Genomic DNA, 25627 nt, shown 5'->3' on the forward strand with positions numbered 1-25627 from the left:
TGGATGACCATGACGGCTACCTATCTCACCCTGACGCTCATCGCCTCGATCGCCGCGCTCGGCGCGGCAGTGCTCAACCTGACCGGTCATCGGATACCGGTGACCGAGGCCCAACGGCTCTCGGTGCCGCTGGAATGGCTGAGGTTCCCGATCGGGGCGTCCTACGCGCTGGGCTTCCTGGGCCTGCTGGTCGGTCTGGCGGTCCCGGCTGTCGGGATCGTCGCGGCCGCCGGGTTCGTGGTCTTCTTCGTGCTCGCGATCGGGGCGCACCTGCGGGTGGGGGACCGGAGACTGGGCCGTGCCGGCGTCGGCCTCGGGCTGTCGCTGGCCACGCTCGTCGTCACCGGGATGTACGCGGCGGCGCAGGAGGACCTCGGCGGGGTCGTCGCGGCGTACGTCAATGAACGTCCGGACCCGTGGTGGCCGGTCGTGGTGCTCGCGGTTATCCAGATCGGCGATGCGGCGATGTGCTTCAAGCCGGTCAGCTTCATCGCCCAGTGCTTCACCGACGTCGGGCTGCCGCGGGCGCTGTGGCCGGTGATGCCGTGGGTCAAGGTCGCCGCCACCGCCGGCCTCGTCGCCGGGTTGTGGGTGCCGTACGTCGGGGCGCTGACCAGCGCGGCGCTGGTGGTCTACTTCGTGTGTGCCGTCTCGGCACACATCCGGGCCCGCGACTTCGGCCGCAATCTCGCCCTCAACGCCACGTTGTCGCTGGTCCTGTGCGTGGCCGTCTTCGTCTTCTGCTTCCTGCGCTGATCGGGTCTACGCCGCTCCGAACAGGGGCAGGCACGGCTCCAGGCCGCTGACCTCGATCCGGCTGCGGTCGTTGCGCTCCCACCGTTCCCGGCCGAGCCGGAGGCGGTGGGAGACCAGCACCTCACCGTCGCGTACGTCGCGGGAGATGCCGTCGGGCTCGTAGCCGAGCTTCGTCGAGACCCCGACGGAGGCGGCGTTGTCGGGGAACGCCTCGGAGGTGGCGTAGGCGCCGCCGAGGTGGTCGAAGACCAGGGTGAGGGCGCCCAGGCGGGCCTCGGTGCCCAAGCCGCGGCGGTGGTGTCGCAGGCCGAGCCAGGACGCGGTGCTGACCTCGCGTCGGGTGGCGTACTCGCTCGCCGAGACCCACACGACCCCGATGGGATCGCCGTCGAGGAAGGCGGCCAGCCCCAGGCTCCAGTCCTCGGGCTTCCAGTCGCCCCGGCTGGACCAGGCGCCGCGCATCACGTGGCGGGCTCGCTCCAGCGGTGGCCGCTCCGCCCACGGGGTCAGGAACGGCCGCTGCGTCGGATCGTGCACGCCGTCGGCCGCCACCTGCGCCAAGCGCGCGAGCTCGACGTCGGTCGGGAGCCGCAGCTCCAGGCGCGGGGTCCGGATCACCAGGCCGAACAGCGGCCACACCTCGGTCGGAGTCATCCGGCCATCATTCGAGAACGCGTACGCCGTGGGCAACCGGATATCACCCCGCGGAGTGACTCCGCACGTGGTCGAGCAAGTCGGCTGCCGCCGAGGTGTAGCGGTCGACCTCCTCGCCGCTGTCGCAGGTGCACAGCACGATGGTTACCTCACCGTCGCGCGGCCAGATTGCCTCCCAGGTCGCGCCGGCCTCCTCCCAGCGGAGCAGTCGCTCGAGATCGTCCGTCACGCTCCCACCGTACAACCGGAACTTACTGGGCGTGCGGTTGCGAAGACAGGCATGGGTTTACGGCCGTATCAGGAGAGCGTTTTCGTCTCAAAATAGCCTATGTCAGGTATATCGACGATGTCCGGGAAACAAGGTGCGTAGCTTCGATACCGTGCTTCTGAGTTTCTAGATATCGGGGTGTCGCCTTGAGTTATAGCGCTACGCGTTTGACATGTTATGCAATCTTGTCGGCGATTGAGCAGGACCTTCGCGATAATATCGCCGCAGAGCTTGGGGATCTGACAGTGGACGAACTCGTTCACGGCGAACTACTCGAGCGCGTCGTCTTGCGGAGAGCGAAAGATGGGTTGAAGTCGTCGCCGACTTTAACCGGCGCACTCCTCTACTTCGACTTTTCGGACGCTTACGAACTATTGTCTCGACAAAGGAAGCGGCTTTCCGGCGCGCAGCGCGAGACTTTGGATACTCTAGGTCCACATTTGACTCGAGTCATTGCTGTTCGGAACCGGGTAGCTCACACTCGTCCGATGGAGATCGACGACTCGTCATTTCTTATTGACGTGGCTAAGGAGTTGGTGCGCGGACATAAGGATAGCCTGGTTAACCTTGACGAGACCTTGACGAGACTTTCGCAGGACCCTTCATTCGTTCTGGGATTGACAATAAAGTTGCCCATAGACCCCGAGGGCGGCCCACGTCACAATCTTCCGGTTCCCGATTTTGATGAGACCGGATTCTTTGGGCGGCAAGCAGAACTGCGCCGTATTAAGCGCGCCATAAAAGGTGCGTATCCAGTGGTCTCCATTCTGGGTGATGGTGGAATTGGGAAGACATCGATTGCGCTGAAGGCCGCATATGAATTGCTGGAGGATCCTGATCAACAGTTTGATGCCATTGTCTGGGTGACAGCAAAGGCGACGATCCTCACAACCAATGAGATTCGACGAATTAGTGGGGCGATCGAATCCTCAATCGGTTTGTTCGCATCTGCGGCGGCTGAACTGGGAGGACCAACTGGGGGTGATCCGGTCGAGGAAGTCCTGGCCTACATGGAGAACTTCAAGATTCTCCTGGTGCTAGACAACCTTGAGACCGTCCTGGATCAGCGTCTGCGTGACTTTCTCCTTGAACTCCCTCTCGGAAGTAAGGTAATTATCACCAGCCGAATTGGACTCGGTATCGAGAACCCTGTTCAGTTGACGCCAATGTCACTAGATGAATCGACAAAACTCCTCAGGGCTCTTTGTCGAATTCGTGGTGTGAGGCAACTCTCGGGATTAACGCAAGCGTCCGTGGAGTCTCTCGCAAAGCGAATGGCCGGGCATCCGTTGTATATGCGCTGGTTTGTCGCAGCGGTTCAGGCCGGACGAAGGCCAGAAGAGTTGCTCGCTAGCAACGAGCTGATGTTGGACTTCTGTATGTCGAACGTGTACGAGTATCTCGGCGACGAGGCACGCGGTGCTGTCCGCTCGATGCAGGTGATACCCGGCGCCAAAAACCAGGCGGAACTGGCATATTTGAATCAGTTCACGGCTAGTCAAACCCAGGCGGTGCTTCTCGAACTCATTACGACGAACTTCGTTCAGACGTCGAGTCAGCCCGGCGGACAAGCGTTGGAGACGACGTATCAGCTGTCGGAATTTGCAGCTCAATATTTGGACAAGCATCACCCGGTGGAACCCGAGGAGAGGCACTGGCTCTTAGGGCAGGCAGAGGCTCTAAGAAACCTTGGAATGCGGGTGGCCGCGGACGGCTCCACTCAGCCATATGCGGCAAGTACGATTCACGTTCGGGGGCATGGTGACTTTCACCCAGCGGGCCAGTTGGCCGATGCGCTTGCTAATAGTGAAGTAGATCCTAAGGCAGCGATCTCGAGATGCAACGAAGTTCAGATCCTTGCGCCCGGATACTTTGAAGCGTGGAGAGTGGAAGCGCAGATCCAAGCGCGTCTAGGGGATCATGCGGCGGCAATCGCTGCCTTTGAGCGTGCCCTGGAGCTTGCCGACAGTTCGTCGGCTCTCCTGTATCACCAGGGCGACTTCCTTCTCAATGTGGTAGGTGACTGTCAACGTGCCCTTGGCGTCCTGCAAACGGCGGCTCGATATGACCCACTCAGCGCTGACATTGCGGGCCAGATCGCGTGGTGTCATTATGCGATTGGCGATTATTCGTCGGCACTGGATGCTGTAAGCCATCTACTTGAGATGAATTCGGTTGATAGAGCCTTTAGGAAGGCTTCCTGTGGAATAGCCCTGCTTGCTGGGATGGCCGGAATCTCGGCAGCGATGTACGTTCGCGATTTCGACCTCGCCGTGGAGTACTTAGAGGCCTCAGTAGCGACTATTGAATCGGTAGAGCGGACCGAGCTTGTTGGGGAGCCCGGTGACCTGCTCCTGGCTCTTCACAGTCAGACCGAACGATTGAGTGTTGTAGCCGAGGGATACTCGGCAGGAGGGGCCATCGAACTGCGTGGTCGGCTGGAGGGTTTGATTCGAGATCCTAAAGTCGCAGTGACTGGACGTGAGCTAGGCATTATAAAGTCCGTGGTCTCTGACAAGGGATATGGTTTCATTCGTCACGGGTCAGAGAACTACTTTTTTCACGTAAATCACCTGCTTGACTCGTCCCATTGGGACCAAATGACTGAAGGCGATCTGGCCGTCTTTGAACCCGTTCCCAGTCACCGTAAGGGGCCGCGGGCGCAGAAGGTTCGTTTAGTTCCGAACTGACGCTGTGGCTTCTTTGAGCGGGGCTCTCGGTCGTGAGCCGTCAGTAGGCACCTACTCTAGGACGGCGTCGACGGACTGGGCCCAGAGTCCGGCGGCCTCGTCGATGGCCGCGGAGTCGACGACGAGGGCGGGGATGAACCGCACGACCTGTCCCCAGGCGCCGCAGGTGAGCAGCAGCAGGCCGCGCCGGGCAGCCTCCTGCTGGGCCGCGGCCGCGGTGGCGCCGTCGGGCTCGCCGTCAGGGGTGCGGAACTCGTTGCCGAGCATGAGCCCGAGGCCGCGTACGTCGGTGATCGCCTCGTGCTTGCTCGCGACCTGCTCCAGTGCGGAGCGGAGCTCGGCGCCGCGCTCGGCGGCGTTCTTCACCAGGCCCTCCTCCTCGATGATGTCGAGGGTCGCCAGGGCCGCGGCGCAGGCGACGGCGTTGGCGCCGTAGGTGCCGCCCTGCGAGCCGGGCCAGGCCTTCGACATCAGTGCCTCGCTGGCCGCGATCGCGGACAGCGGGAACCCCGAGGCCAGGCCCTTGGCGGTCATGATGATGTCGGGACGGGAGCCGAAGTGGTCGTGGCCCCAGAACTGGCCCGTGCGGCCGAAGCCGGTCTGGACCTCGTCGATGATGAGCAGGATGCCGTGCCGGTCGGCGCGCTCGCGCAGGCCGTCGAGGAAGGCCCGGTCGGCAGGCACGTAGCCGCCCTCGCCGAGGACCGGCTCGACGAGGAACGCGGCCGTGTCGGCCGGGGCGCTCTGGGTCTGCAGCGTGTAGTCGAGCTGGCGCAGCGCGAACTCGGTCGCCTGCTCCTGCGGCCAGCCGAAGTGAGGGGCGTCGGGGAAGGGGGAGACCACGACGCCGGCCATCAGCGGGCTGAAGCCGGCACGGAACTTGGTGCCCGAGGTGGTCATCGAGGCGGCCGCGACGGTCCGCCCGTGGAAGCCACCGTGGAAGACGACGATGTTGGGGCGCCCGGTCGCCTGACGGGCCAGCCGGATCGCCGCCTCGGCGGCCTCGGAGCCGGAGTTGGCGAAGAAGAGACTGTCGAGGCCGGCGGGGAGGACGGGGCCGAGGCGGTCGACCAGGTCGAGGAGCGGGCGGTGCCTGACCGTCGTGTACTGCCCGTGGACCAGGTTGGCGATCTGGCGCTGGGTGGCCTCGACGATCTTCGGGTGGCTGTGTCCGGTGCTGGTCACGCCGATGCCGGCGGTGAAGTCGAGATAGCGGCGATCGTCCTCGTCGAAGAGCTGAACGCCTTCGCCGCGAGCCGCTACGACCGGGGTTGCCTGCTTGAGGATGGGGGAGAGCTTGGCCACCATGAACTCCTGTCGATTGTTGACAATCCGACCCGCTACTACACTAGGCCAGCGTTGGCCGGCTGTCAGCCGGACGGCCGGATGCTGACCTTGGAGGCAGATGCGTGATGGGCGGAGAACCGAACGAGGCACGGGTCGTGGCAGAGGTCCCGAAGGGGCTTCTTGTCGCAGGTCAGTGGGTGGATGCCGGCGACGGAGCGACCTTCGACGTGCTCGACCCGTCGACGGGGGAGGTGCTCTGTGCGGTCGCCGACGCGACCCCCGAGGACGGCCGCCGTGCGCTCGACGCCGCCGCGGGCGCGCAGAAGGAGTTCGCCACGACGGCTCCCCGCGCCCGCGCCGACATGCTGATGGCCGCCTTCGACCTCCTGCACGAGCGGATCGACGACCTCGCGCTGCTGATGACGCTCGAGATGGGCAAGCCACTGGCCGAGGCGCGAGGCGAGATCGCGTACGCCGCGGAGTTCTTCCGTCACTTCGCCGAGGAGGCGGTGCGGATCGAGGGTGGCTACCAGACCGCGCCGACCGGCGGCTCCCGGTTCCTCATCACGAAGCAGCCGGTCGGGCCGGCGCTGCTGATCACGCCGTGGAACTTCCCGATGGCGATGGGGACCCGCAAGATCGGGCCGGCGATCGCGGCCGGGTGCACCAGCATCGTCAAGCCCGCCCAACAGACGCCGCTCTCGATGCTGGCCCTCGGGGAGATCCTGCGCGAGGCCGGTGTTCCCGACGGGGTTGTCAACATTCTGCCGACGACCCGGCCCGGCGAGCTGACCGAGCCGCTGCTGCGCTCCGGCGTGATCCGCAAGCTCTCCTTCACCGGCTCCACGGCCGTCGGTCGGGTGCTGCTCGCCCAGAGCGCGGAGCAGGTGCTGCGTACGTCCATGGAGCTCGGCGGCAACGCCGGCTTCGTCGTCTTCGAAGACGCCGACATCGACGAGGCGGTCGCCGGTGCGATGGCCGCGAAGATGCGCAACACGGGGGAGGCGTGCACGGCCGCCAACCGGATCTACGTGCAGCGATCGGTCATCGAGGAGTTCGGCGACCGGCTCGCCAAGGCGATGTCCGAGCTGCCTGTCGGCCGTGGCGTCGAGGAGGGCGTACGCGTCGGGCCGCTCATCGACGAGGCGGCCCGGGAGAAGGTGCAGACCCTCGTCGACGACGCGGTGGCCGGTGGTGCCCGCGTGCTGACCGGCGGCACCGCCCCTGATGGCCCTGGCTACTTCTACCCGCCGACCGTGCTCACCGGCGTCCCCGCCTCCGCGAAGATGGGCAGCGAGGAGATCTTCGGGCCGGTCGCGCCGCTGACGCCGTTCGACACCGAGGACGAGGTGGTCGAGGCGGTCAACGACACCGAGTACGGCCTGGTCAACTACGTCTTCACCAACGACCTGCGCCGTGGCCTGCGGGTCGCCGAGGCGCTCGAGTCCGGAATGGTCGGGCTGAACCAGGGCGTGGTCTCCAACCCCGCCGCGCCCTTCGGTGGCGTCAAGGCCTCGGGACTGGGGCGGGAGGGCGGGCGTACCGGGATCGAGGAGTTCCTCGAGACCAAGTACGTCGGGATCGCGATGTGATCCCACGACCTGCGCCGTGCCTGCGCCCCCGGAACCGGGGGCGCAGGCACGGTCTCGTCAGAGCAGGATCGCCTTCAGCTCGGTGAACTCCTCGATCCCGGCCCTGCCCATCTCTCGGGCGGTCCCGGACTGCTTGCGCCCGCCGAAAGGCGCCAGCGGCGTGAACGCGCCACCGTTGACATGGACCTGGCCGACCTCGAGGCGCCGCGCGACCGAGAGGGCTCGGTCGGGACTCCCGAACACCGCCGCGGTGAGGCCGTACGGCGTGCCGTTCGCGATCCGCACCGCATCGTCGTCGTCGGTGTAGGCGATGACGCTGAGCACCGGCCCGAAGATCTCCTCCTGGGCGATCGTCGAGTCCGGGTCGACGTTCGCGAAGATCGTCGGCCGGATGAACGCACCGCCTTCCAGGCCGGGCACCCGTCCGGGTCCGCCGACGACCAGCTCGGCTCCCTCCGCGAGTCCCTTCTCGATGTAGCCGTTCACCCGTTGCCACTGCGCCTCGGAGGCGACCGGTCCGAGCCGGGTCGTCTCATCGGCAGGGTCGCCCACCGTGTACTCGGCGGCGGCCTCGCGCAGCTTCGCCACGATCTCGTCGTGTCGTGCGGCGGGGACGAGCAGCCGCGTCCAGGCGCCACAGGCCTGACCGCTGTTGCTCCAGGCGTACTGCAGGGTCTCCGCGACCACCTCGTCGAGGTCGGCGTCGTCGAGCGCGATGCTGGCGCTCTTGCCACCGAGCTCGAGCCCCACCCGCTTGACCGTGTCGGCCGCGACCGCTGCGACACGCCTGCCCGCGGCCGTCGAGCCCGTGAACGACACCATGTCGATGCCCGGGTGCGCCGAGATGGCCTCGCCCACGACGCTTCCGGTGCCGTAGACGATGTTCAGCACGCCGGCCGGGATCCCGGCGGCCGCTGCTGCGTCGGCCAGGATCGGTCCGGTCAGCGGAGCGGTCTCGGCAGGCTTGAGGATCACCGTGTTGCCGGCCAGCAGCGCCGGGACGACCTTCGTCACGACCTGCTGGAGCGGGAAGTTCCAGGGGGTGATGGCACCGACGACCCCGACGGGTTCACGCACGAGGATGGCGTTGCCGGCCCGCTCCTCCCACGAGATCTCGGCGGCCAGGTCGGCGACTGCGGTGGTCACCAACGGTGGGAACGCCGCCTGCGCGAGCCGGGAGAACCCGATCGGCACGCCGATCTCGGTCGAGATGGTCTGAGCGATCCGTTCGCCGCGAGCCGTCAGCTCGGCCGCGAGGGCTCGCAGCACATCGGCTCGGGCGGCGGGGCCGATGCCGGCCCAACCCGGAAGTGCCGTACGAGCGGCCTCGACCGCCCGGTCGACGTCGGCGGCGGTGCCGAGCGGAGCGGTGGCGACCACTCGCCCGTCAACAGGGCTGACGATCTCCATCGTGGTGGTCGCGGGGACGACGTTGCCGGCCACCCAGTGGCCGGGGACGTCATAGGTCAGGTCGATGCTTGTCATGCCACCACGGTGCTTCGCCCGACGGACCCCATCCATGCCCGGTCATGACAAGGCTGGAGGGGAGTAAGAGATCGCCTGCCGTTGTTGGGAAGACGTGAATCGCGTACGACTCGCAGAGTTTCTGCGCACGCGCCGCGAGGCGCTCCAACCGGAGGACGTCGGACTTCCCAGGGGAAGTCACCGCCGGACGCCGGGACTCCGGCGCGACGAGGTCGCAGAGCTCAGTGGCATCTCCACGCACTACTACACCCGCATCGAGCAACCGCGTGGCCCGGTGCCGTCAGCACAGGTGCTCGCGGCCATCGCCCGTGGGCTGCGGCTCAGCTCCGACGAGCTCGATCACCTTCTGCGCCTGGCGGGCCATCCAGCCGTACGTCCGGCCGACCCGCGACACGGGATCAGCCCGGGCCTGCGGCGGATCTTCGACCGGCTCCAGGATGAGACGGCCCTCATCGTCGACGAGGTCGGTGAGACCCTCCTGCAGACCCCCGCAGCGGTCGCTCTGCTCGGGGACGAGACCCGCTACTCCGGGATGATGCGCAGCCGCATCTATCGGTGGTTCACCGACCCGACGTCGCGCCGGCGCACGCCGACCGAGGATCACCCCGCTCACAGCCGTGCGCTGGTCGCCCAGCTCGAGCACGCGGCCGCGTCCACCAGGAATCCCCGCGCCGACGCGATGATCGCCGCGCTGCGGCGCTCGAGCCCCGAGTTCGAGGAGCTGTGGAGCCGACACCCGGTGGCCGGGCCCTACTGCGACGCGAAACGCCTGATCCACGACGAGGTCGGCGAGATCGAGCTGCACGGCCAGACTCTCCACGACCCCGAGCGGCCCCAGGCTCTGACAGTGTTCACGGCAGAGCCCGGCAGTGAGAGCGAACGTCGACTCAGGATGCTGTCACGCGTCTAGACGTAACCCTCGTCGTTGTCCTCGGCGTGGATGAGGCGCCGTAGCGCCTCGTCCATGTGCAGCTCGACGCGCTTGAGGGTGAGCTTCACATCGCCGGCTTCGATGGCGTCGACGATCTGGATGTGCTCCTCGACCAGCTCGAGCGGCTGTTGGTAGGTGCCCTCCAGCGCGGTCAGGCACATCCGCGTCTCGACGATCAGGGTCTGGTGCATGCGGGCCAGGCGCCGGCTCCCGGAGCACTGCACGAGCACGTCGTGGAAGCGGAAGTCGGCATCGCTCAGCTTCGCCGGGTCGCCGAGCTCGAGCGACTTGGTCATCGCGTCGCAGGCGGCGCGGAGCTCGCGCAGCGCCGCGGGGACCCGTGCCTTGGCGATCATCGTGGCGGCGGCACCCTCGACGGCTGCCCTGGCCACGTAGATGTCTCGGATGTCGGCCTCGTCGAGCTCGATCACGAAGAGTCCGCGGTTGGGCTCGCTGCGGAGCAGGCCCTCCTGGACCAGGCGCTGCATCGCCTCGCGCAGCGGGCCGCGGCTGACGCCGAACTGGGCCGAGAGCGCGGTCTCGCTCAGCTGTGCACCGGGCTGCAGGGTGCGCTCCATGATCGCCGTACGCAGCTGGCGAGCGATGACCGAGGCCGTCGACTCCCTGTGCACGGGTTCGAAGCTCGATGTCACTGTCAACGTGGTCTCCGATGGACTACCGAGAAGAGTTTGATTGTTGACAATCATTGCATGTGGCCGGTCCGGCGGTGAGCGGATCGACCGAGCGTGCCGGGTACGCGGATCGCACCCGGCACGCTCGTTCGCAGACGTCGGTCAGACCGTCTTGTCGAGACTGTCGAGCTCGGCGAGCTCCGCCTCGGACTCCGGCGTACCCGGGATCTCGGTGCCTCGGATCGACTTGCCGGCCGTCTCGACGACGAAGAACAGCGCGATCAGGCCGACCACGGATCCGGCGATCATGTAGTACGCCGGCATCAGCACGTCACCGGTGGCGCCGATCAGTGCGTTGTTGACGTACAGCGCCGTGCCGCCGAAGGCGGCGGTGGAGATGTTGTAGCCGATCGCCATGCCGCCGTAGCGCACCTGCGAGGGGAACATCGCCGGGAAGGTCGCCGAGATCGTCGCGAGCTGGGCGACGTAGACGATGCCCAGCACGGTGAACCCGAGGACCGCCGGCCAGAAGCCCTGACCGATCAGCAGGAACATCGGGACCGACAGCACGATCAGCCCGATGAACGAGCCGCCCCACATCGGCTTGCGGCCGACCTTGTCCGAGAGCGATCCGGCGATCGGCAGGAAGACAAGCATCGCGACCTGTCCGAAGATGACCAGCAGGTCGGCGTCGGAGCTGCTGAAGCCGGCCTCCTCCTGCAGGTAGGTCGCCATATAGGCCAGCAGGGTGTAGTTGGCGATGTTGAGCGCAGCGACCAGGCCGATCAGGGTGAGGATCGGCTTCCAGAACAGCGCGAAGAGATCCTTGAGCGCGGCCCCGGCGCCGCCCTCGACGGCGTCCTGCGTCTCGAGCTCCTGGAAGACCGGCGTCTCCTCGAGCTTGGTCCGGATGTAGAGGCCGATGAGGCCGATCGGGCCACCGATGAGGAACGGGATTCGCCAGCCCCACTCGGTCATCGCCGCGTCACCGATGATCGACTCGGTGGTGAACACGACGGCGATGGCGGCGGTGAAGCCGACGATGGTGCCGAACTCCAGGAAGCTGCCGTAGAACCCACGCTTCTTGTCGGGTGCGCACTCGGCCATGTACGTCGCGGCGCCGCCGTACTCACCGCCGGTCGAGAATCCCTGGATCACCCGGAGCAGCACGAGCAGGACCACGGCCCAGACGCCGACCGAGTCGTACGTCGGCAGGCAGCCGACCAGGAAGGTCGCGCCGGCCATCAGGATGATCGTCATCGCGAGGACGCGCTGGCGCCCGATGCGGTCACCGAGGGGGCCCCAGAAGAGGCCGCCGAGCGGTCGCAGGATGAACGAGATCGCGAAGGTCAGAGCTGTGCCGGCAAAGCCGTACTCCGGGAAGAAGTTGGCAGTGATCTCGGTCGCGACGTAGGCGAAGGCACCGTAGTCGAACCACTCTGTCGCATTGCCGACCGCTGAGCCCGTGATGGCTCTTCGGAGCTTCGATTTGTCGGGTTGTGCCTCGGCGGAGGGGATGGTTGGGGTTCCTGACATTTCTTCTCACCTGCTCGGTGTGATTGATGGCTGGGGACCGCTTTTGACCCGCAGTGTTGACTGTAGGTTTGTCAACAATCTGCGCCACGTTAGCGCTGTCTGTGCGCCTTGGCTAGGGCGCGCTGAAGGTGGCGCGGGGTGGGACGGGAGGTTTATGTAAAGCCGCGACGCTACCTGAAGAGGGTGCCGAGCCGAGGCAGGGGGCGGGGCGTTCCGGCGAGTCGCAGGCCCTCCCAGACGGTCACCTGGTTGGCCGTGAGCACGGGTTTCCCGAGGGCTTTCTCCAACGTATCGATGCAGGTCAGCGTGTGCAGCGCGGTGTCGGGAACGAGGACGGCCTCGGCCTCGGGAACATCCACCGACAGGGTCATCTCGAGGACCGCATCCGGGCCGAGACGGCCGGCGTCGACGGCGGTGAAGATCCCGCTGGCGCCGAAGGAGACCACCTCGACCCCGCCGGCCTCGAGGAAGGTGCTGAAGTGTGCGGCCAGCTCCTCAGGATAGGAGGCGGCGACGGCGACCTTCTCGAGCCCGAGCGCCCGGGCCGCCTCGACGAAGGCGATCGAGGTCGACGAGGCGGGGACGCCCAGCCGCTCGCTGATCGCGGCCGCCTGGGCCGCGGCGCCGTCCCGGCCGTAGACGAAGCTGCCCGACGTGCACGCCCACATCACCGCGTCGGGGGAGTGGGCCGCGATCGCGTCGGCTCCCTGCGCGAGCCGGGCCGCGGAGCCGGTGTCGAGGAGAGCCTCGACGGTGTGCTCGTCGCGGCCCATGGAGGTGTGGACCAGCGGCAGCCAGATCGCGCCACCGAGCGCGTTCTCGAGCGCCGGGAAGTCGTCCTCGGCCGCGTAGCCGGGATAGAGCAGTCCGATGACCGGTGGCCGGGTCATGAGGCATGCCCCAGCAGATCCTCGGCGGCCGGTGGGGTGCGCCCGACCATCCGGAGCGCGGCCTCCATGGTGGCCCGGTTCGCGGAGATCACCGGCTTTCCGAGCTCGGCCTCGAGGCGGCCGATGATGTCGTACGTCGCCAGGTTCGTGCACGAGACGACGACCGCCTCGGCGGCGTCGGTGTCGGCGGCTCGCACCAGGTCGAGCGTGGTCTCGTACGGAACCTCCCAGATGTGGTGACCCAGTCCGAGGTCGCCGGTGCTCACGACGGTGATCCCGGCCTCGGCCAGGAAGCGGCCGAACCGGCCGGCGAGCGCGACGTCGTAGGGGGTCGCGACCGCGACCCGGGAGACGCCGAGAGCGGAGAGCGACTCCAGCACCGCGCCGGAGGTGGTGATCGCGGGTGCGCCGCCGGCCCGGCTCATCGCGGCGGCCAGCCGCCGCTCGCCATGCCGGCCGTGGACGAAGCTGCCGGAGGTGCAGGCGTAGACGTAGAGGTGGGGTTCGGCGGCCGCGAGGTCGCGCACGGCCTGCTCGACGACCGCGGTCTCGCTGATCTCCTCGGCCATCTCGAGGGTGACCGCACGGTCGGTGAAGGGCGTCCGGTTGAAGAGCAGGCTGGTGTCGGGCGGGGCCCACCGCCACAGCTCGTGGTCGAGCACCATGTCATGGGGAACGACCACGGCGATGCGTACTGTCGGGGACATCGCACCTCGCTAGGATTGTTGACAATCTTCAATCTGCCCTCCTAGCGTAGTCTCGGATTGTTGCCGAGGTGTGTCGAGTGCGACGGAGGATTTCTTGGAGACGTCCCGGCGCCCCGCGATCACGATCCTCTGCCCGCCCGACGGCGGCAGACCCGCCGGCATGGAGCGCCTCGAGGCGGATGCCGAGCTCATCTACACCGATGCCGCGGGCCTGGCCGACGCGCTTCGTGGCGCCGAGGCGCTGCTGCTGTGGGACTACTTCTCCGAGGCCGTACGCGACGCCTGGCCGAGCGCCGGCTCGCTGCGCTGGCTCCATGTCGCGGCCGCCGGGGTCGACAAGCTGCTGTTCCCGGAGCTGGTCGCCTCCGAGGTCGTCGTCACCAACGCCCGCGGGATCTTCGACCGGGCGATGGCGGAGTTCGTGCTCGGCTCGATCCTGGCCGTGGCCAAGGACATCTACCTCAGCCATGACCTGCAGTCGGCCCGGAAGTGGCTGCGCCGCGAGACTCGGCTGATCAGCGCCGAGACCGCGCTCATCGTCGGCACCGGCGCGATCGGTCGCGAGACGGCCCGGCTGCTGCGCGCGGCCGGGATGGACGTACGCGGCGCCGGCCGCACCGCCCGCAGTGGCGATCCCGACTTCGGTGAGGTCGTCGCCAGCGCCGACCTCACCGCACACGTCGGCTGGGCCGACCACGTCGTCGTCACGGCCCCGCTGACCGACGACACCCGTGGCCTGATCAGCGAAGACGTGCTCGCGGCGATGAAGCCGGGCAGCCATCTGGTCAACGTCGGTCGCGGGCAGATCGTCGACGAGGCCGCGCTCGTCTCCGCGCTCCGCGACGGCCCGGTCAAGGCGGCGTCGCTGGACGTCTTCGAGGTCGAGCCGCTGCCGGCCGATAGCCCGATGTGGACCATGCCGGGGGTGGCCGTCTCGGCACACATGTCCGGCGACTACGAGGGCTGGCGAGAGGCGCTGGCGGACCAGTTCGTCGACAACGCCCGGCGCTGGCTGAGCGGCGATCCGCTGCTGAACGTCGTCGACAAGCAGCGCGGCTTCGTCGTCGCGGAGCAGGGGGAGAGGTCATGACCGACCCGATGACCGATCAGATGCCCGACCCGATGACCGCGGCCGGCGCGGAACTCAGCGCCTTGACCGCCGCCGAGCTCGTGGCCGGCTACCGCGCGGGCGCCTTCACCCCGCTCGATGCGACACGGTCGGTGCTCGACACGATCGACGAGCGTGACCCCGCGGTGAACGCGTTCGTCCGGGTCGATCCCGACGGTGCGCTGGCGCAGGCGACCGCGTCCACCGAGCGATGGCGGGCCGGACATCCGCTCGGCAGCGCCGACGGCGTACCGACCTCGGTCAAGGACATCCTGTGGACCGCCGGATTGCCGACAATCCGCGGCACCTGGCTCATCGACGAGGCGGGCCCGTGGCCTGAGGACGCTCCCACGGTCGCGCGGCTGCGCGAGGCCGGCGCCGTGATCACCGGGAAGACGACGACTCCCGAGTTCGCCTGGAAGGGCGTCACCGACTCGCTCCGCCACGGCTCCACCGGCAACCCCTGGGACCCGGGCCTGACCTCGGGCGGATCCAGCGGCGGTGCCGCGGCGGCGGTCGGTCTCGGTATGGGCCCGTGGGCGCTCGGCACCGACGGCGGCGGCTCGGTCCGGATCCCAGCGTCCTTCACCGGCACGGTGACGATCAAGCCGACCTACGGACTGATTCCGCTCTATCCCGCCAGCCCCTTCGGCACCCTCTCGCACGCCGGCCCGATGACCAGGACCGTGACCGACGCCGCGGCGCTGCTCGACGTGATCGCCGGCTTCGACTCCCGCGACTGGTCGGCGATGCCCACGCCGGGATCCTCGTTCCTGGCCGGCCTGGACGACGGCGTCGAAGGGCTGAGGATCGGGTTCTCGCCCACGCTCGGGTACGGCGAGAACGACCCCGAGGTCGAACGGCTGGTCCGCGAGGCGGTCGCCGTGCTCGAGTCCGAGGGAGCCCAGGTCGAGGAGGTCGATCCCGGTTTCACCGACCCGGTCGAGGCGTTCGAGGTGCTCTGGTTCTGCGGAGCGGCGAAGGTGCTCGACGCCTATCCTCCTGGCGCGATCGACAAGATCGACCCGCTGCTGCGCGAGGGCATCGAGACCAAGGGCCAAGGCTCCGCGGCCGACTACCTGGACGCCACCGCGGTCCGGATGGACCTCGGCCGGCTGATGGGGCGGTTCCACGAGACGTACGACCTGCTGGTCACCCCGACCATGCCGATCACCGCCTTCGAGCGAGGGTTGCCGGCGCCCAAGGGCTGGCCCTCGCAGTGGTGGCCGAGCTGGACGCCCTACACCTACCCGTTCAACATGACCCAGCAGCCGGCGGCGAGCGTGCCCTGCGGCACCACCGGCGCGGGGCTGCCCGTCGGCCTCCAGATCGTCGGCGCCCGCCACGACGACGCCCGGGTGCTGCGCGCGGCGCGAGCGTACGAGCGGGCCAGCGGTGAGCTGTTCGTCCGACCTGTCGACAATCCTCGAGGAGCCCGATGAGCCGCTACATCACCGTCACCTTGGAGCGCCGCGGCGTCTCCTGCCTCGCCCGCCTGCTCGATGAGGAGGCGCCACGCACCGCCGGCGCCGTGTGGGACGCACTGCCGCTCAGCGGCCAGGTCTTCCACGGCAAGTACGCCCGCAACGAGATCTACAACCTGGTGCCCGCCTTCGCCGCCAAGGAGCCCGGCAAGGAGAACACCACGGTCACCCCGATCCCCGGCGACCTGTGCTACTTCGCCTTCTCCTCCGACGACCTCGGCAACCCGTCCTACGGCTACCCGGAGGACCGCGGACCGGGGGAGATGACCGAGATCGTCGACCTCGCCCTCTTCTACGGCCGCAACAACCTGCTCATCAACGGCGACCAGGGCTGGGTGCCGGGCAACGTCTTCGGCACGGTCGTCGACGGCCTCGAGGAGATGGCGCAGGCCTGCCAGGACGTCTGGATGAACGGCGCCACCGACGAGGTCCTCACCTTCGCGCGCTCGCACGACGACGCGCAGTAGCCGACGCGCGACACCGGACCCGGGCGAGGACCACAGGTGCCCGAGCTCGGCCGACGACAGCCGCCTACTCCTGCGGGGGCAGACCGAGGACGGCACTCATCGCGGTCAGCGCCCAGGTGCTGACCGGCGCGCCCACCTCCATCTGGAGGGAGGGCGTGATGCCCGACGCGATGGCCTTGATCGCGAACGCCGCTTGGTCGGGATCGAGACTCTGGGGGAGGTCGCCGGCGTCGATCGCGGTGGCGATCTCGCGACGTAGCGTCTTGCGCCACCGGGCGGAGCCGCTGGCGAGGAGGTCGTGCACGGGGCCGTCGCGGCCGTCGAAGTCGAAGGTCATCTGTTCCACCGCGCATCCGCCGGGATAGGGCGGGTTGACGGCGTAGTCGACCCAGGAGCGGCACAGCGCACGGAGGCGTACGAGCCCGGGTTCGTGGTGTGCAACCGGTGCCCAGACGAGCTCGACGAAGCGCTGTTGGGTGTATTCGACCGCGGCCAGCTGGAGGTTCTCCTTGCTGCCGAACTGGCCGATCACGCCCGATTTGCTCATCCCCAGCCGGGTGGCGAGGCGGCCGATCGAGATCGTGTCCAGACCCTCGATCGAGGCCAGGTCGGCGGCCTCCTTGAGGATCGATTGCCGCGTATCGAGGGCTGCCTGAGCTGATGCGCGTCCCGCCATGCCGACGACTATAGCGCACGGTCGTATTCTATTGACGTACGAACGATCGTACTCTAAAACGGAATCATGACGACCTTTGCTCAGCTCTACCCCGCCGAGGCCGCGGACCGCGACTGCCTCGATCCGGGCCTCGCGCAAGCCGTGCTCGACAACGGGCGCTGGCACCGGCTGGTGATCCTCGGCGACAGCGTCGCCGCCGGCGTACGTGATCCTCTGGAGGGCTACCGGGACCTCTCGGCGGGGGAGCGGCTCGTGGAGGCGCTGGCCGCGACGCGGCCGGAGTTCAGGCACCGTACGCTCGCGCAGCCGTTCCTGCGGACCGCCGAGATCCGGGAGAAGTTCCTCTCCGATGCGCTGGCCTTCGAGCCGGACCTGGTCGTGGTCAGTGCTGGCGGGAACGACGCCTTCTCGCGTGGTTTCGACGCGGAGCGGTTCACCGCGGAGCTCGACGCGCTGTTGCGGCCGCTGGCTTCGACGGGCGCTACCGTCGCGACGATCGGGCTCTACGACTGGGCTCACTCGGGGCTGCTTCCCGCCGAGACGGCGACCGAGACCGCGCTCAGGCTCGACGAGGTCGACAGCGTGCAGCGTCACGTCGTCGAAGGTGTCGGCGGGATCCATCTGGGGGCCCGGCGGATCGCGGCCGGGCGGGATCCGGCGATCTACTCGGCGGACAGGATCCACGCGAACGCTCGCGGACAGGCGATCGCCTTCGCGAACGTCGTACGTCATCTCTCGGCCTATCGCGCCGTGCCCGACTGGCTTCGCTGAACCGACGGGCGCGACCGCCCGGCCCACCGCGGAGACGTCAAGTGACCGTGGTCGCCTCGTCGATGGATGCTGTTCGAAGCCGGCCCGTAGGGTTTGGGTATGTCTTGGTTGGAGCGCAACACCCATCACTGGGACGACTGGTCCCTGGCCGATCTGGTCGCAGCCAAGCAGGGGCAGCGGGTCAGTCTCGTGGTCCCGGCGCGCAACGAGGCCGCGACCGTCGGCGGCCTGGTCGACAGGCTGCGGACCAGCCTGATGGAGACCTCGGATCTGGTCGACGAGCTCGTCGTCATCGACTCCGACTCCTCCGACGACACCGCGCGGATCGCCGCCGACGCCGGGGCTGACGTCTACGCCTCGGCCGCGATCCGGCCCGAGCTCGGCTCCTACCCGGGCAAGGGCGAGGCGATGTGGAAGTCACAGTTCGTGACCACCGGCGAGCTGATCGTCTTCATGGACGCCGACCTGACCGACTGGGACACCCATTTCGTACGCGGCCTGGTCGGCCCGCTTGTCAACAATCCGAGGATCGATCTGGTCAAGGGCTTCTACCGGCGCCCGGGGGAGCACGGTCTCGACGGCGGCCGGGTCACCGAGCTCGTCGCCCGCCCGCTGCTCGCCCTCCACCGCAGGCCGCTGCGGGATCTGATCCAGCCGCTGGCGGGGGAGTGGTCGATCCGGCGCTCGCTGTTCGAGCGGCTGCGGGTCCCGACCGGCTACGGCGTGGAGCTCGCCGCCCTCGTCGACACCCTGGACACGCGGGGGATGGATGCGATCGCCCAGGTCGATCTCGGCCAGCGCGACCACAGCCACCAGGATCTCTTCGACCTCGGCCTGATGGCGACCCAGATCGTGGGCATGATGTCGCGCCGCCTCGGCACCGGTCCGGCGGGCGACGACGTCGAGATGCGGCAGTACATCCCGATCGACGGCTCGACCAAGGTCGTCGACCGCTCCGTGAGCCTGCTGGAGCGGCCGCCGGTGCGCGACGGCTCGGGCGGTATGGTCGCCTGATGCTGCGCCTGGGACGACATGCCTTCGGTGATGACGAGGCGCTGATGATGGCGATCGTCAACCGCACCCCGGACTCGTTCTTCGACAAGGGAGCGACCTGGGCCGAGGACGCCGCCTTCGAGCGCGTACGCCTGGTGGCCTCCCAAGGCGCCGAGATCGTCGACATCGGCGGGATCAAAGCGGCACCAGGGGCCGAGATCGGCGCGGCGGAGGAGAAGGCCCGCGTGGTCGACTTCGTCGCCCGGGTGCGCGAGGAGTTCCCGGCGCTGGTGATCTCGGTGGACACCTGGCGCGCCGAGGTGGGTGACGCGGTGTGTGCGGCCGGCGCCGACCTCATCAACGACGCCTGGGGCGGGGCCGATCCGGAGCTCGTCGACGTCGCAGCCGCCCACGGCGCGGCGATCGTGTGCACCCACACCGGCGGCGTGACGCCACGGACGCGGCCCTACCGGATCGAGTACGACGACGTGCTCCGCGACGCGATCGACTCGACCCTCGGCTACGCCCAGCGAGCCCTGGACGCGGGCGTCGCGAAGGACTCGATCGTGATCGACCCCGCCCACGACTTCGGGAAGAACACCTTCCACTCCCTCGAGATCACCCGCCGGCTCGGTGAGATGGTCGCGACCGGCTGGCCGGTGCTGGTCTCCCTCTCCAACAAGGACTTCGTGGGTGAGACGCTCGACCTGCCGGTCGGCGAGCGCCTCCTCGGCACCCTGGCCGCGACCTCGGTCTGCGCGCTGGCCGGTGCCCGCATCTACCGCGTCCACCAGGTCCCGGAGACCCGGCAGACCGTCGACATGGTCTGGACGATCGCCGGCCGACGACGTCCGAAGCGAGCGATCAGGGGACTGCAGTGACTCGAGTGGCGCTGGTTCCGGGATGCCTGGCCCTGCTGCCGGAGTACGCCTCGCTCGACGACCCGGTCGACGAGCTCCGCTCCGCCTGCCTGGCCGCGGTGGCCTGGCTGGGCGAGGACGTGCGCGTGATCGCCGGTACGCAGGGTGCTCGGGTGGCCTCCTCGCTGCTGGCCGAGGTCGGTGCGGCTCCGGTGACCAGCGGCGAGACGGCGTACCTCATCGTCGGCAACGGCTCGGCCTGCCGCAGCGAGAAGGCTCCGGGCCACCTCGACCCGCGGGCCGCCGGGTTCGACGAGGCGCTCGGCAAGGCGCTGGTCTCGCCCGACCCCGAGGCGCTCGGCGCGCTCGATCTCGGGTTGGCCGATGAGCTCTGGGCCGACGTCGGACCGATCGTAGAGGCGGCCGACCTGCTGCGCAGCGTCGCGACGGTGGCGGTCGACTATGACGGCGACCCCTACGGGGTGCGTTACTGGGTCGCTCGCTGGGAGTAGCCGAGCAGGTCGGTGAGTCCGGCTGCGTAGATCTTCGGGGTGACGTCGCCCAGCATGAGCCGCTGCAGGATGAAGCCGGGCAGCAGGCCGGTGAGGACCATCGCGATCCGTTCGGGATCGGCGTCCGGGTGGAACCGGCCGGCTTCGATGGCGCCTTCGGCGTAGGTGCGCCAGGCGGCCCGGATGCGGCGGGCCTCGGGTGCCATCAGCTCGCGGACCTCCGGGTCACGGGCTGCCTCGGCCCAGGTCTGCAGCGCGATCCGGGGGAGGTCGACGCCGAGCTCGGCGGAGAGTTCGAGGAGGTGCTGCGTCGCGGCCTCGATCGCGCGCTCGGGCGGGGGAGCGGCCTCGCCGGAGCTCGGGTCAGGGGTGAAGCTGGTGATGGCCTCGGCGATGGTCGTCAGGCCCGACTCGGCGATCACCCGGATGATGTCGCTCTTCCCGCGGAAGTACGTGTAGACCGAGCCGGCGGACAGGCCGGACTCCTTGACCACCGCGGCCATCGTCGTCTTGTGGAAGCCATCGCGCTCCACGCAGCGCAGCGTCGCCGCGATGATCTGCTGGCGCTTCTCGGCGCGATGCTCCTCGCTGATCTTCGGCATGCCGGAAGCATACCTCAAAAGAAAACGAACATTCATTCTTGATAAATCCGACGAGACGGAGGAGAGTGTCGTTCAAAGAGAATGAACATTCGTTTTTTTGGGGAAGGAACCCACCATGTCCCAGTCAGTGAAAGCCGTGATCGGGGTCAGCCTCGGTCTGGTCACCCTGCTCACGTTGCTCATCTCCGCGTTCGCCTGGCCGACCAGCGAGCTGGAGCCCAGATCGCTGCCACTGGTTGTCGCCGGCCCCGAGGCCGCGGTCACCCAGATCGAGACCCAGCTCGCCGCCAACGCGGGGGAGGACGCCTTCGAGATCACCGCCGTCGCGGACCGCGAGGAGGCGGTCGAGGCGATCGAGGACCGGGAGGCGTACGGCGCGATCGTCGTCGGCCCCCAGGGCCCGGAGTTCCTGGTCGCCTCCGCGGCCAGCGCCAACGTCGCTCAGCAGCTCACTCAGATGGCCACCGCCATGGGTGCCGAGACGGGCTCACAGCCCCAGGTGACCGACGTCGTCGCGAGCGCGGAGGACGACCCGCGCGGCGTCGTCTTCGGCGCGTCCGCGCTACCGCTGGTGATCGGCGGCATCATGGCCGGCGCCATCACCTCCCTGGTGCTGACCCGCACCCGTGACCGGGTCGTGGCCGCCTTCCTGATCGCGATCGGCGGTGGTCTCGCGATGACCGGCGTCGTCCAGGGCTGGCTCGGCGCCCTGGAGGGCAGCTACCTGGCCAACGCCGGAGTCGTCGCCCTCGGCATCCTCGCGGTCGCGCTCCCGATCATCGGCCTGCGCCACCTCATCGGCCCGGCAGGCGTCGGCATCGTCGCGCTGCTGATCCTGCTCGTCGGCAACCCGCTCTCCGGAATCACCTCCGCCCCGGAGATGGTGCCGTTCGGCTGGCTCGGCCAGCTGATGCCCCCGGGTGCGGCGGGGTCGGCGCTGCGCGGGTTCTCGTTCTTCGACGGCGCCGGGACCACCGTGCCGCTGATCGTCCTCGCCTGCTGGGCCGGGGTCGGCCTGCTCCTCACCGTGCTTCCGCACCGCGAGAAGGGTGGTGCCGAGGAGGCAGGAGCCGGACGAACCGAGCGTGACCTGGACGCCGTGGCACGGTAGAACAGTACGGATGAGTCATCCACGCGAGCCGGTCGGTGAGTGGTGGCGCGACCAGGTGGCCGCGCTCCACCGCTGGGGCCGGCTCGTGCTGCGTGACGAGGAGGACTCGGTCCACCAGATGCGGGTGACCGTACGCAGGCTACGCAGCGTCCTGGCGACCTACCGCCCGCTTCTCGACACGGAGTGGAGCGAGCCGCTCCGGGCGGAGCTGAAGTGGCTCGCCGCCCTCCTCGGAGACGTACGAGACGCGGAGGTGCTCCGCAGACGTCTGCGGCGTTGGGCGGCCGAGCACGGTCCGGGACCGACCGGTGTCGACGCGCTGCGGGCGGCGCTGGCCGAGCGCCAGGCCCAGGGGCGAGCCCGGCTGCTGCCGGAGCTGGACGGCGACCGCTACCGCGAGCTGATCGCCGGCCTCGCCGATGGTCTGCGCTGGTCAGAGGCGGACCCGCGCAAGAAGGCACTGCGCAAGCGGCTCCGCCGGAGCTGGCGACGGCTGGTGGTCGCGGCCGACGCGGTCGGGGAGACCGACGACACCGAAGAGCGTCGTCGGCGGCTCCATGAGGTGCGCAAGAAGGCCAAGCGGGTCCGCTACACGGCCGAGTCGCTGGGCGGGGTCTTCGGTAAGGACGCCGAGCGCCTCGCCAAGGCCGCCAAGTCGGTCCAGTCGACCCTCGGCGACCTCAACGACGCCACCGTCATGATCATGACGATCGGACTGGTTCCCGAGCCGGACGACGCGGTCCGCGAGCTGTTCCAGGTCGAGGAGGCCGCCGCCGAAGACGCCGAGGAGCGGTTCGCCTCCGTCTGGAAGAAGGCGAACCGTTCGAAGGTTCACGGCTGGCTGGATCCCTGAGCCGGTCGGGCTCTATCCGACAGGGCTCTATTCGACAGGAAAGTCGAAGTACGTGTCGGGGTAGGGCTCCTCGATCAGCGAGTAGTGCCACCACTCGTTCTCGTAGCGGCTGAACCCGCACGACTCCATCACCGAGCACAGGTGCGACCGGTTGCGCGCCGCGACCTCGGAGACCCCGGCAGCTCCGTGGTGGGAGATCTCGTCCATCAGGTCGTGATCGCCACCCATGTCCAGCAGCGTTCCCGTGGCCAAGGAGAAGAGGGTCAGGTCGACGGTGCTGCCGCGGCTGTGGCCGGACTTCGTGGCGACGTACCCCTTCTCGAACATCTCCGGGCGGGTGATCGAGGGGTAGTGCACGCGTTTGCGCTCGTCATCCTCCGGCGCGGGCTCCTCCGCCCAGCGCAGGAACGCGTCGACGGCGCGCTGGGGGCGGTAGCCGTCCCACAGCAGGATCCCGAACCCGAGAGCGGCGGCCTCGTCCCGTGCCTGGGCGAGTGCTGCACACAGCTCGCGGGTCCCGACGATGCGGTTGACCAGGTAGCCATCGACCGGCTTGCCGGTGAAGTTGTCCCAGGTGGCGTACTTGCTGTCCCAGCGGATGCCCGGCGCCAGCTCGTCGACGAAGCCGAAGCCCTCCCTCATCGCACCGTCTCGTCCAGCGCGAGGGAGACCGCGCGGTCGAGGAACTCGGTCATCGAAATCCCTGCCGCGGCCATCATCCGCGGATAGCGGCTGTACGAGGTGAGCCCGGGCAGGGTGTTGACCTCGTTGAGCACCACGGTGCCGTCCGCCTTGAGGAACATGTCGACCCGCGCCAGACCGCGACAGCCCAGCGCCCGGTAGACCCGCTTCGCCTCGGCCTTGACCAGCTCCTGCGCCTCGGCCGGGATGTCGGCGGGCACGATGAAGGTGGCGTTCTCCGAGCCGGTCTCGGGTGCGTCCTCCTGGTGGATCTTGAAGAAGCCGTGCGAGAGCGCGACGTGGTCGACCTCTCCGGTGACCAGCTCGGCACCGTTGCCGAGGATCGCGCAGCCGATCTCCTCGGCGACGACACCCTCCTCGACGAGCACCTTCTCGTCGTACTGCCGCGCGGTCGCCACCGCGTCGGCCAGCTCCGCGGCCGAGGTCACCTTGCTCACGCCGAAGGACGACCCGGAGCGGGCGGGCTTCACGAAGACCGGATAGGGGAGTACGTCGGGATCGACCTCGTCGCCCGGAAGGAGGATCCAGTGGTTCGGCGTCGGGACGCCGGCCTCGCCGACGACCGTGTAGGCCAGCGACTTGTCCATGCACAGCGCCGAGCTCTGCACGTCGCAGCCGACGTACGGGATCCCGGAGAGCTCGAAGAGCCCTTGGATCGCGCCGTCCTCGCCGAGCTTGCCGTGCAGGACCGGGAGCACGACGTCGAGACGGATCGTCTCGTAGCTGCCCTCATCGAGGACGAGCAAGCCGTGGACGCTGCGGTCGGGGGAGAGCACGACGGGGCGGTGCGCGCCGTCCTCCCAGCTCGCCTCCGGACCGTCGCACAGGCGCCAGTCACCGCTCTTGGTGATGCCGATCCAGTAGGCCTCGTACCTGTCGGCATCGAGGTTCTTGGCAACCTCCTGCGCCGACTTCACCGAGACGGGGTGCTCCTCGAAGACGCCACCGAAGATGATGCCGACCTTGAGCTTAGACATGCGGAAACCTGCTTTCGAATTCACGACAGTTCACGATGGAGTTCTCGACCGTGTCCATGAGGGCATGGTCGGTGAAGTAGGCGATATGGGGGCTGACCAGCACATTCGGCATCTTCTGGAGCCGTGCCAGCCAGCCGTTGGGGATGTCCCGCCCCCGGAGATCGGCGTAGAAGATGCCTTCCTCGCCCTCGATGACGTCCAGCGCCGCACCGCCCAGCCGGCCCTCCTCGAGCGCGGTGACGAGCGCCGGCGTCTCGACGAGCGCGCCGCGACCGGTGTTGACGACGTACGCGCCGGGGCGCATCCGGTCGATGCGGCGGCGGTCGAGGAGATGGTGTGACTCCGTGCTGAGCGGCGCGTGAAGGGTGACGATGTCGCTGCGCTCGACCAGCGTGTCCAGGTCGACGTGCTCCACCCCCTCGGCCGCCGGCCGGGGCCGGATGTCATAGGCGAGTACGTCGCAGCCGAAGCCCCGCAGCCGGTCGATGACCGCCGCGCCGATCCGCCCGGTCCCGACCACGCCGACGGTCAGGTCGCGCAGCTCGCGGCCACGCGTGGCCGCCGTGCGGTAGTCGTGGGCGTCGGTGCGCCGGATCGTCGACTTCGCCTGGCGCACCGACATGAGCATCAGCATCAACGTGTAGTCGGCCACGGAATCGGGTGAATAGGAGACGTTTCCGACCGTTATCCCGATGCTCGCCGCGAAGTCGACATCGATGTGGTTGAAACCGACGCTTCGCGTCGAGATATACCGGACGCCGCTCTTGTGCAGAGCGAGAAGTGTCTCGTTCGCTATCGGCGACTTATGGCTGACGCTGATGCACCGGTCTCCGATCGCGAGGGCGGCATTCTCCTCGGTGACGGGCTCGGTCGTGGTCCTCAGCGAGACTCCGAGCGCGGGCGCCAAGGAGTCGAAAAGAAGGCTCTCATCAGGGGCGCAGCCGTAGACCGTGATCCCGACGGTCGGCGAGATCACGGTCTGCTCCATCGGCTCGGTCGGCGCCGTCAGGGTCGGCTCGTGGTAGATCATCGACGCCAGCAAACTCCAGGAGCGGTTGCGACCCCGTATGGAATTTCCGATAT

Annotated in this window: 26 protein-coding genes; 13 read left to right on the top strand and 13 right to left on the bottom strand. The window is 68.3% G+C overall.

Annotated features, from left to right (window positions below):
- Window positions 1-3: 3 nt before the first annotated feature.
- Entirely contained in the window at window positions 4-756 is a 753-nt protein-coding gene (locus ABTX24_RS01555; protein WP_350836922.1) for a DoxX family protein, read from the top strand.
- 6 nt (window positions 757-762) lie between these two features.
- On the opposite strand, the gene ABTX24_RS01560 is transcribed toward ABTX24_RS01555, so the two are convergent.
- Window positions 763-1410 (bottom strand): GNAT family N-acetyltransferase, encoded by a 648-nt coding sequence (locus tag ABTX24_RS01560; protein ID WP_350836924.1) that lies wholly within the window; start codon window positions 1408-1410, stop codon window positions 763-765.
- A gap of 43 nt (window positions 1411-1453) precedes the next feature.
- Window positions 1454-1639, bottom strand: a complete 186-nt coding sequence (locus tag ABTX24_RS01565) for a hypothetical protein (RefSeq protein ID WP_160024081.1) — start codon at window positions 1637-1639, stop codon at window positions 1454-1456.
- A gap of 527 nt (window positions 1640-2166) precedes the next feature.
- Here ABTX24_RS01565 and ABTX24_RS01570 point away from each other — a divergent pair.
- Window positions 2167-4368: a tetratricopeptide repeat protein gene (locus tag ABTX24_RS01570; RefSeq protein ID WP_350836926.1), complete on the top strand. Its 2202-nt coding sequence runs from the start codon at window positions 2167-2169 to the stop codon at window positions 4366-4368.
- Window positions 4369-4419: 51 nt separating this feature from the next.
- Here ABTX24_RS01570 and ABTX24_RS01575 read toward each other — a convergent pair whose 3' ends face one another.
- Entirely contained in the window at window positions 4420-5673 is a 1254-nt protein-coding gene (locus ABTX24_RS01575; protein WP_350836927.1) for an aspartate aminotransferase family protein, read from the bottom strand.
- A 107-nt stretch (window positions 5674-5780) separates the two neighbouring features.
- On the opposite strand from ABTX24_RS01575, the gene ABTX24_RS01580 reads away from it, so the two are divergent.
- Window positions 5781-7247, top strand: coding sequence for an NAD-dependent succinate-semialdehyde dehydrogenase (locus ABTX24_RS01580; protein WP_350836929.1), 1467 nt, complete (start codon window positions 5781-5783; stop codon window positions 7245-7247).
- A gap of 57 nt (window positions 7248-7304) precedes the next feature.
- Here ABTX24_RS01580 and ABTX24_RS01585 read toward each other — a convergent pair whose 3' ends face one another.
- Window positions 7305-8732: an aldehyde dehydrogenase family protein gene (locus tag ABTX24_RS01585; protein ID WP_350836931.1), complete on the bottom strand. Its 1428-nt coding sequence runs from the start codon at window positions 8730-8732 to the stop codon at window positions 7305-7307.
- Between the two features lie 94 nt (window positions 8733-8826).
- On the opposite strand from ABTX24_RS01585, the gene ABTX24_RS01590 reads away from it, so the two are divergent.
- Complete coding sequence (locus tag ABTX24_RS01590) at window positions 8827-9642, top strand: helix-turn-helix transcriptional regulator (protein WP_350836933.1); 816 nt, start codon at window positions 8827-8829, stop codon at window positions 9640-9642.
- Here ABTX24_RS01590 and ABTX24_RS01595 read toward each other — a convergent pair.
- The 4 genes from ABTX24_RS01595 to ABTX24_RS01610 all read right to left on the bottom strand — a co-directional run bounded on the left by ABTX24_RS01595 (window position 9639) and on the right by ABTX24_RS01610 (window position 13428).
- The gene (locus tag ABTX24_RS01595) at window positions 9639-10295 is read right to left on the bottom strand and encodes a GntR family transcriptional regulator (protein WP_160024075.1); all 657 of its coding nucleotides are present in this window, start codon (window positions 10293-10295) and stop codon (window positions 9639-9641) included. The genes ABTX24_RS01590 and ABTX24_RS01595 overlap by 4 nt on opposite strands.
- Before the next feature lie 162 nt (window positions 10296-10457).
- Window positions 10458-11831 carry an MFS transporter gene (locus ABTX24_RS01600; protein WP_350836935.1) on the bottom strand — a complete coding sequence of 458 codons (1374 nt, stop codon included), beginning with the start codon at window positions 11829-11831 and terminating at the stop codon, window positions 10458-10460.
- 170 nt (window positions 11832-12001) lie between these two features.
- Window positions 12002-12721 carry a maleate cis-trans isomerase family protein gene (locus ABTX24_RS01605; RefSeq protein WP_350836937.1) on the bottom strand — a complete coding sequence of 240 codons (720 nt, stop codon included), beginning with the start codon at window positions 12719-12721 and terminating at the stop codon, window positions 12002-12004.
- Window positions 12718-13428, bottom strand: coding sequence for a maleate cis-trans isomerase family protein (locus ABTX24_RS01610; RefSeq protein ID WP_160024072.1), 711 nt, complete (start codon window positions 13426-13428; stop codon window positions 12718-12720). Before ABTX24_RS01610 ends, ABTX24_RS01605 begins: the two co-directional genes overlap by 4 nt.
- A 94-nt stretch (window positions 13429-13522) precedes the next feature.
- Between ABTX24_RS01610 and ABTX24_RS01615 the strand changes: the two genes are divergently transcribed.
- The 3 genes from ABTX24_RS01615 to ABTX24_RS01625 are packed head-to-tail and all read left to right on the top strand — an operon-like array spanning window position 13523 to window position 16487.
- Complete coding sequence (locus ABTX24_RS01615; RefSeq protein WP_350836939.1) at window positions 13523-14518, top strand: D-2-hydroxyacid dehydrogenase; 996 nt, start codon at window positions 13523-13525, stop codon at window positions 14516-14518.
- Window positions 14515-15978 (top strand): amidase, encoded by a 1464-nt coding sequence (locus tag ABTX24_RS01620; RefSeq protein ID WP_350836941.1) that lies wholly within the window; start codon window positions 14515-14517, stop codon window positions 15976-15978. The genes ABTX24_RS01615 and ABTX24_RS01620 overlap by 4 nt, the downstream gene beginning before the upstream one ends.
- Window positions 15975-16487 (top strand): DUF3830 family protein, encoded by a 513-nt coding sequence (locus ABTX24_RS01625; RefSeq protein ID WP_160024071.1) that lies wholly within the window; start codon window positions 15975-15977, stop codon window positions 16485-16487. The genes ABTX24_RS01620 and ABTX24_RS01625 overlap by 4 nt, the downstream gene beginning before the upstream one ends.
- Before the next feature lie 64 nt (window positions 16488-16551).
- Here the strand turns inward: ABTX24_RS01625 and ABTX24_RS01630 are convergent, their stop codons facing one another.
- On the bottom strand, window positions 16552-17163 hold the full coding sequence (locus ABTX24_RS01630; protein WP_160024070.1) for a TetR/AcrR family transcriptional regulator: 612 nt from the start codon (window positions 17161-17163) through the stop codon (window positions 16552-16554).
- Window positions 17164-17229: 66 nt separating this feature from the next.
- Here ABTX24_RS01630 and ABTX24_RS01635 point away from each other — a divergent pair, with 66 nt between their 5' ends.
- The 4 genes from ABTX24_RS01635 to ABTX24_RS01650 all read left to right on the top strand — a co-directional run bounded on the left by ABTX24_RS01635 (window position 17230) and on the right by ABTX24_RS01650 (window position 20299).
- Window positions 17230-17934, top strand: a complete 705-nt coding sequence (locus tag ABTX24_RS01635) for an SGNH/GDSL hydrolase family protein (protein WP_160024069.1) — start codon at window positions 17230-17232, stop codon at window positions 17932-17934.
- Between the two features lie 99 nt (window positions 17935-18033).
- On the top strand, window positions 18034-18948 hold the full coding sequence (locus ABTX24_RS01640; RefSeq protein ID WP_350836944.1) for a glucosyl-3-phosphoglycerate synthase: 915 nt from the start codon (window positions 18034-18036) through the stop codon (window positions 18946-18948).
- The gene (gene folP, locus ABTX24_RS01645; protein ID WP_350836946.1) at window positions 18948-19808 is read left to right on the top strand and encodes a dihydropteroate synthase; all 861 of its coding nucleotides are present in this window, start codon (window positions 18948-18950) and stop codon (window positions 19806-19808) included. Before ABTX24_RS01640 ends, folP begins: the two co-directional genes overlap by 1 nt.
- Complete coding sequence (locus ABTX24_RS01650) at window positions 19805-20299, top strand: class III extradiol ring-cleavage dioxygenase family protein (protein ID WP_350836948.1); 495 nt, start codon at window positions 19805-19807, stop codon at window positions 20297-20299. The genes folP and ABTX24_RS01650 overlap by 4 nt, the downstream gene beginning before the upstream one ends.
- On the opposite strand, the gene ABTX24_RS01655 is transcribed toward ABTX24_RS01650, so the two are convergent.
- Window positions 20275-20901: a TetR/AcrR family transcriptional regulator gene (locus ABTX24_RS01655; protein ID WP_160024066.1), complete on the bottom strand. Its 627-nt coding sequence runs from the start codon at window positions 20899-20901 to the stop codon at window positions 20275-20277. The two genes, ABTX24_RS01650 and ABTX24_RS01655, sit on opposite strands and share 25 nt — an antisense overlap.
- Window positions 20902-21016: 115 nt before the next feature.
- Here ABTX24_RS01655 and ABTX24_RS01660 point away from each other — a divergent pair, with 115 nt between their 5' ends.
- Both ABTX24_RS01660 and ABTX24_RS01665 read left to right on the top strand, forming a co-directional pair.
- On the top strand, window positions 21017-22012 hold the full coding sequence (locus tag ABTX24_RS01660) for a hypothetical protein (protein WP_350836950.1): 996 nt from the start codon (window positions 21017-21019) through the stop codon (window positions 22010-22012).
- A 10-nt stretch (window positions 22013-22022) separates the two neighbouring features.
- On the top strand, window positions 22023-22865 hold the full coding sequence (locus ABTX24_RS01665) for a CHAD domain-containing protein (RefSeq protein WP_350836952.1): 843 nt from the start codon (window positions 22023-22025) through the stop codon (window positions 22863-22865).
- Between the two features lie 27 nt (window positions 22866-22892).
- On the opposite strand, the gene vanX is transcribed toward ABTX24_RS01665, so the two are convergent.
- The 3 genes from vanX to ABTX24_RS01680 are packed head-to-tail and all read right to left on the bottom strand — an operon-like array spanning window position 22893 to window position 25532.
- On the bottom strand, window positions 22893-23507 hold the full coding sequence (gene vanX / locus ABTX24_RS01670) for a D-Ala-D-Ala dipeptidase VanX (RefSeq protein ID WP_350836954.1): 615 nt from the start codon (window positions 23505-23507) through the stop codon (window positions 22893-22895).
- The gene (vanA, locus tag ABTX24_RS01675) at window positions 23504-24544 is read right to left on the bottom strand and encodes a D-alanine--(R)-lactate ligase (protein ID WP_350836956.1); all 1041 of its coding nucleotides are present in this window, start codon (window positions 24542-24544) and stop codon (window positions 23504-23506) included. Before vanA ends, vanX begins: the two co-directional genes overlap by 4 nt.
- Window positions 24537-25532, bottom strand: a complete 996-nt coding sequence (locus ABTX24_RS01680; protein WP_502891064.1) for a D-isomer specific 2-hydroxyacid dehydrogenase family protein — start codon at window positions 25530-25532, stop codon at window positions 24537-24539. Before ABTX24_RS01680 ends, vanA begins: the two co-directional genes overlap by 8 nt.
- Between the last annotated feature and the right edge of the window lie 95 nt (window positions 25533-25627).

The organism is Nocardioides sp. NPDC127514, from assembly GCF_040302125.1.
Lineage (GTDB): Bacteria > Actinomycetota > Actinomycetes > Propionibacteriales > Nocardioidaceae > Nocardioides.

What these genes read in the sequence shown, in the direction of transcription:
- ABTX24_RS01665 (WP_350836952.1), top strand. Translation starts at nt 22,023, where the DNA reads ATGAGTCATCCACGCGAGCCGGTCGGTGAGTGGTGGCGCGACCAGGTG.
- ABTX24_RS01660 (WP_350836950.1), top strand. Translation starts at nt 21,017, where the DNA reads ATGTCCCAGTCAGTGAAAGCCGTGATCGGGGTCAGCCTCGGTCTGGTC.
- ABTX24_RS01625 (WP_160024071.1), top strand. Translation starts at nt 15,975, where the DNA reads ATGAGCCGCTACATCACCGTCACCTTGGAGCGCCGCGGCGTCTCCTGC.
- ABTX24_RS01585 (WP_350836931.1), bottom strand. Translation starts at nt 8,732, where the DNA reads ATGACAAGCATCGACCTGACCTATGACGTCCCCGGCCACTGGGTGGCC.
- ABTX24_RS01680 (WP_502891064.1), bottom strand. Translation starts at nt 25,532, where the DNA reads ATGGAGCAGACCGTGATCTCGCCGACCGTCGGGATCACGGTCTACGGC.
- ABTX24_RS01605 (WP_350836937.1), bottom strand. Translation starts at nt 12,721, where the DNA reads ATGACCCGGCCACCGGTCATCGGACTGCTCTATCCCGGCTACGCGGCC.
- folP (WP_350836946.1), top strand. Translation starts at nt 18,948, where the DNA reads ATGCTGCGCCTGGGACGACATGCCTTCGGTGATGACGAGGCGCTGATG.
- ABTX24_RS01580 (WP_350836929.1), top strand. Translation starts at nt 5,781, where the DNA reads ATGGGCGGAGAACCGAACGAGGCACGGGTCGTGGCAGAGGTCCCGAAG.
- ABTX24_RS01610 (WP_160024072.1), bottom strand. Translation starts at nt 13,428, where the DNA reads ATGTCCCCGACAGTACGCATCGCCGTGGTCGTTCCCCATGACATGGTG.
- ABTX24_RS01635 (WP_160024069.1), top strand. Translation starts at nt 17,230, where the DNA reads ATGACGACCTTTGCTCAGCTCTACCCCGCCGAGGCCGCGGACCGCGAC.
- ABTX24_RS01620 (WP_350836941.1), top strand. Translation starts at nt 14,515, where the DNA reads ATGACCGACCCGATGACCGATCAGATGCCCGACCCGATGACCGCGGCC.
- ABTX24_RS01600 (WP_350836935.1), bottom strand. Translation starts at nt 11,831, where the DNA reads ATGTCAGGAACCCCAACCATCCCCTCCGCCGAGGCACAACCCGACAAA.
- ABTX24_RS01555 (WP_350836922.1), top strand. Translation starts at nt 4, where the DNA reads ATGACCATGACGGCTACCTATCTCACCCTGACGCTCATCGCCTCGATC.
- vanA (WP_350836956.1), bottom strand. Translation starts at nt 24,544, where the DNA reads ATGTCTAAGCTCAAGGTCGGCATCATCTTCGGTGGCGTCTTCGAGGAG.
- ABTX24_RS01570 (WP_350836926.1), top strand. Translation starts at nt 2,167, where the DNA reads ATGGAGATCGACGACTCGTCATTTCTTATTGACGTGGCTAAGGAGTTG.
- ABTX24_RS01640 (WP_350836944.1), top strand. Translation starts at nt 18,034, where the DNA reads ATGTCTTGGTTGGAGCGCAACACCCATCACTGGGACGACTGGTCCCTG.
- ABTX24_RS01655 (WP_160024066.1), bottom strand. Translation starts at nt 20,901, where the DNA reads ATGCCGAAGATCAGCGAGGAGCATCGCGCCGAGAAGCGCCAGCAGATC.
- ABTX24_RS01630 (WP_160024070.1), bottom strand. Translation starts at nt 17,163, where the DNA reads ATGGCGGGACGCGCATCAGCTCAGGCAGCCCTCGATACGCGGCAATCG.
- vanX (WP_350836954.1), bottom strand. Translation starts at nt 23,507, where the DNA reads ATGAGGGAGGGCTTCGGCTTCGTCGACGAGCTGGCGCCGGGCATCCGC.
- ABTX24_RS01560 (WP_350836924.1), bottom strand. Translation starts at nt 1,410, where the DNA reads ATGACTCCGACCGAGGTGTGGCCGCTGTTCGGCCTGGTGATCCGGACC.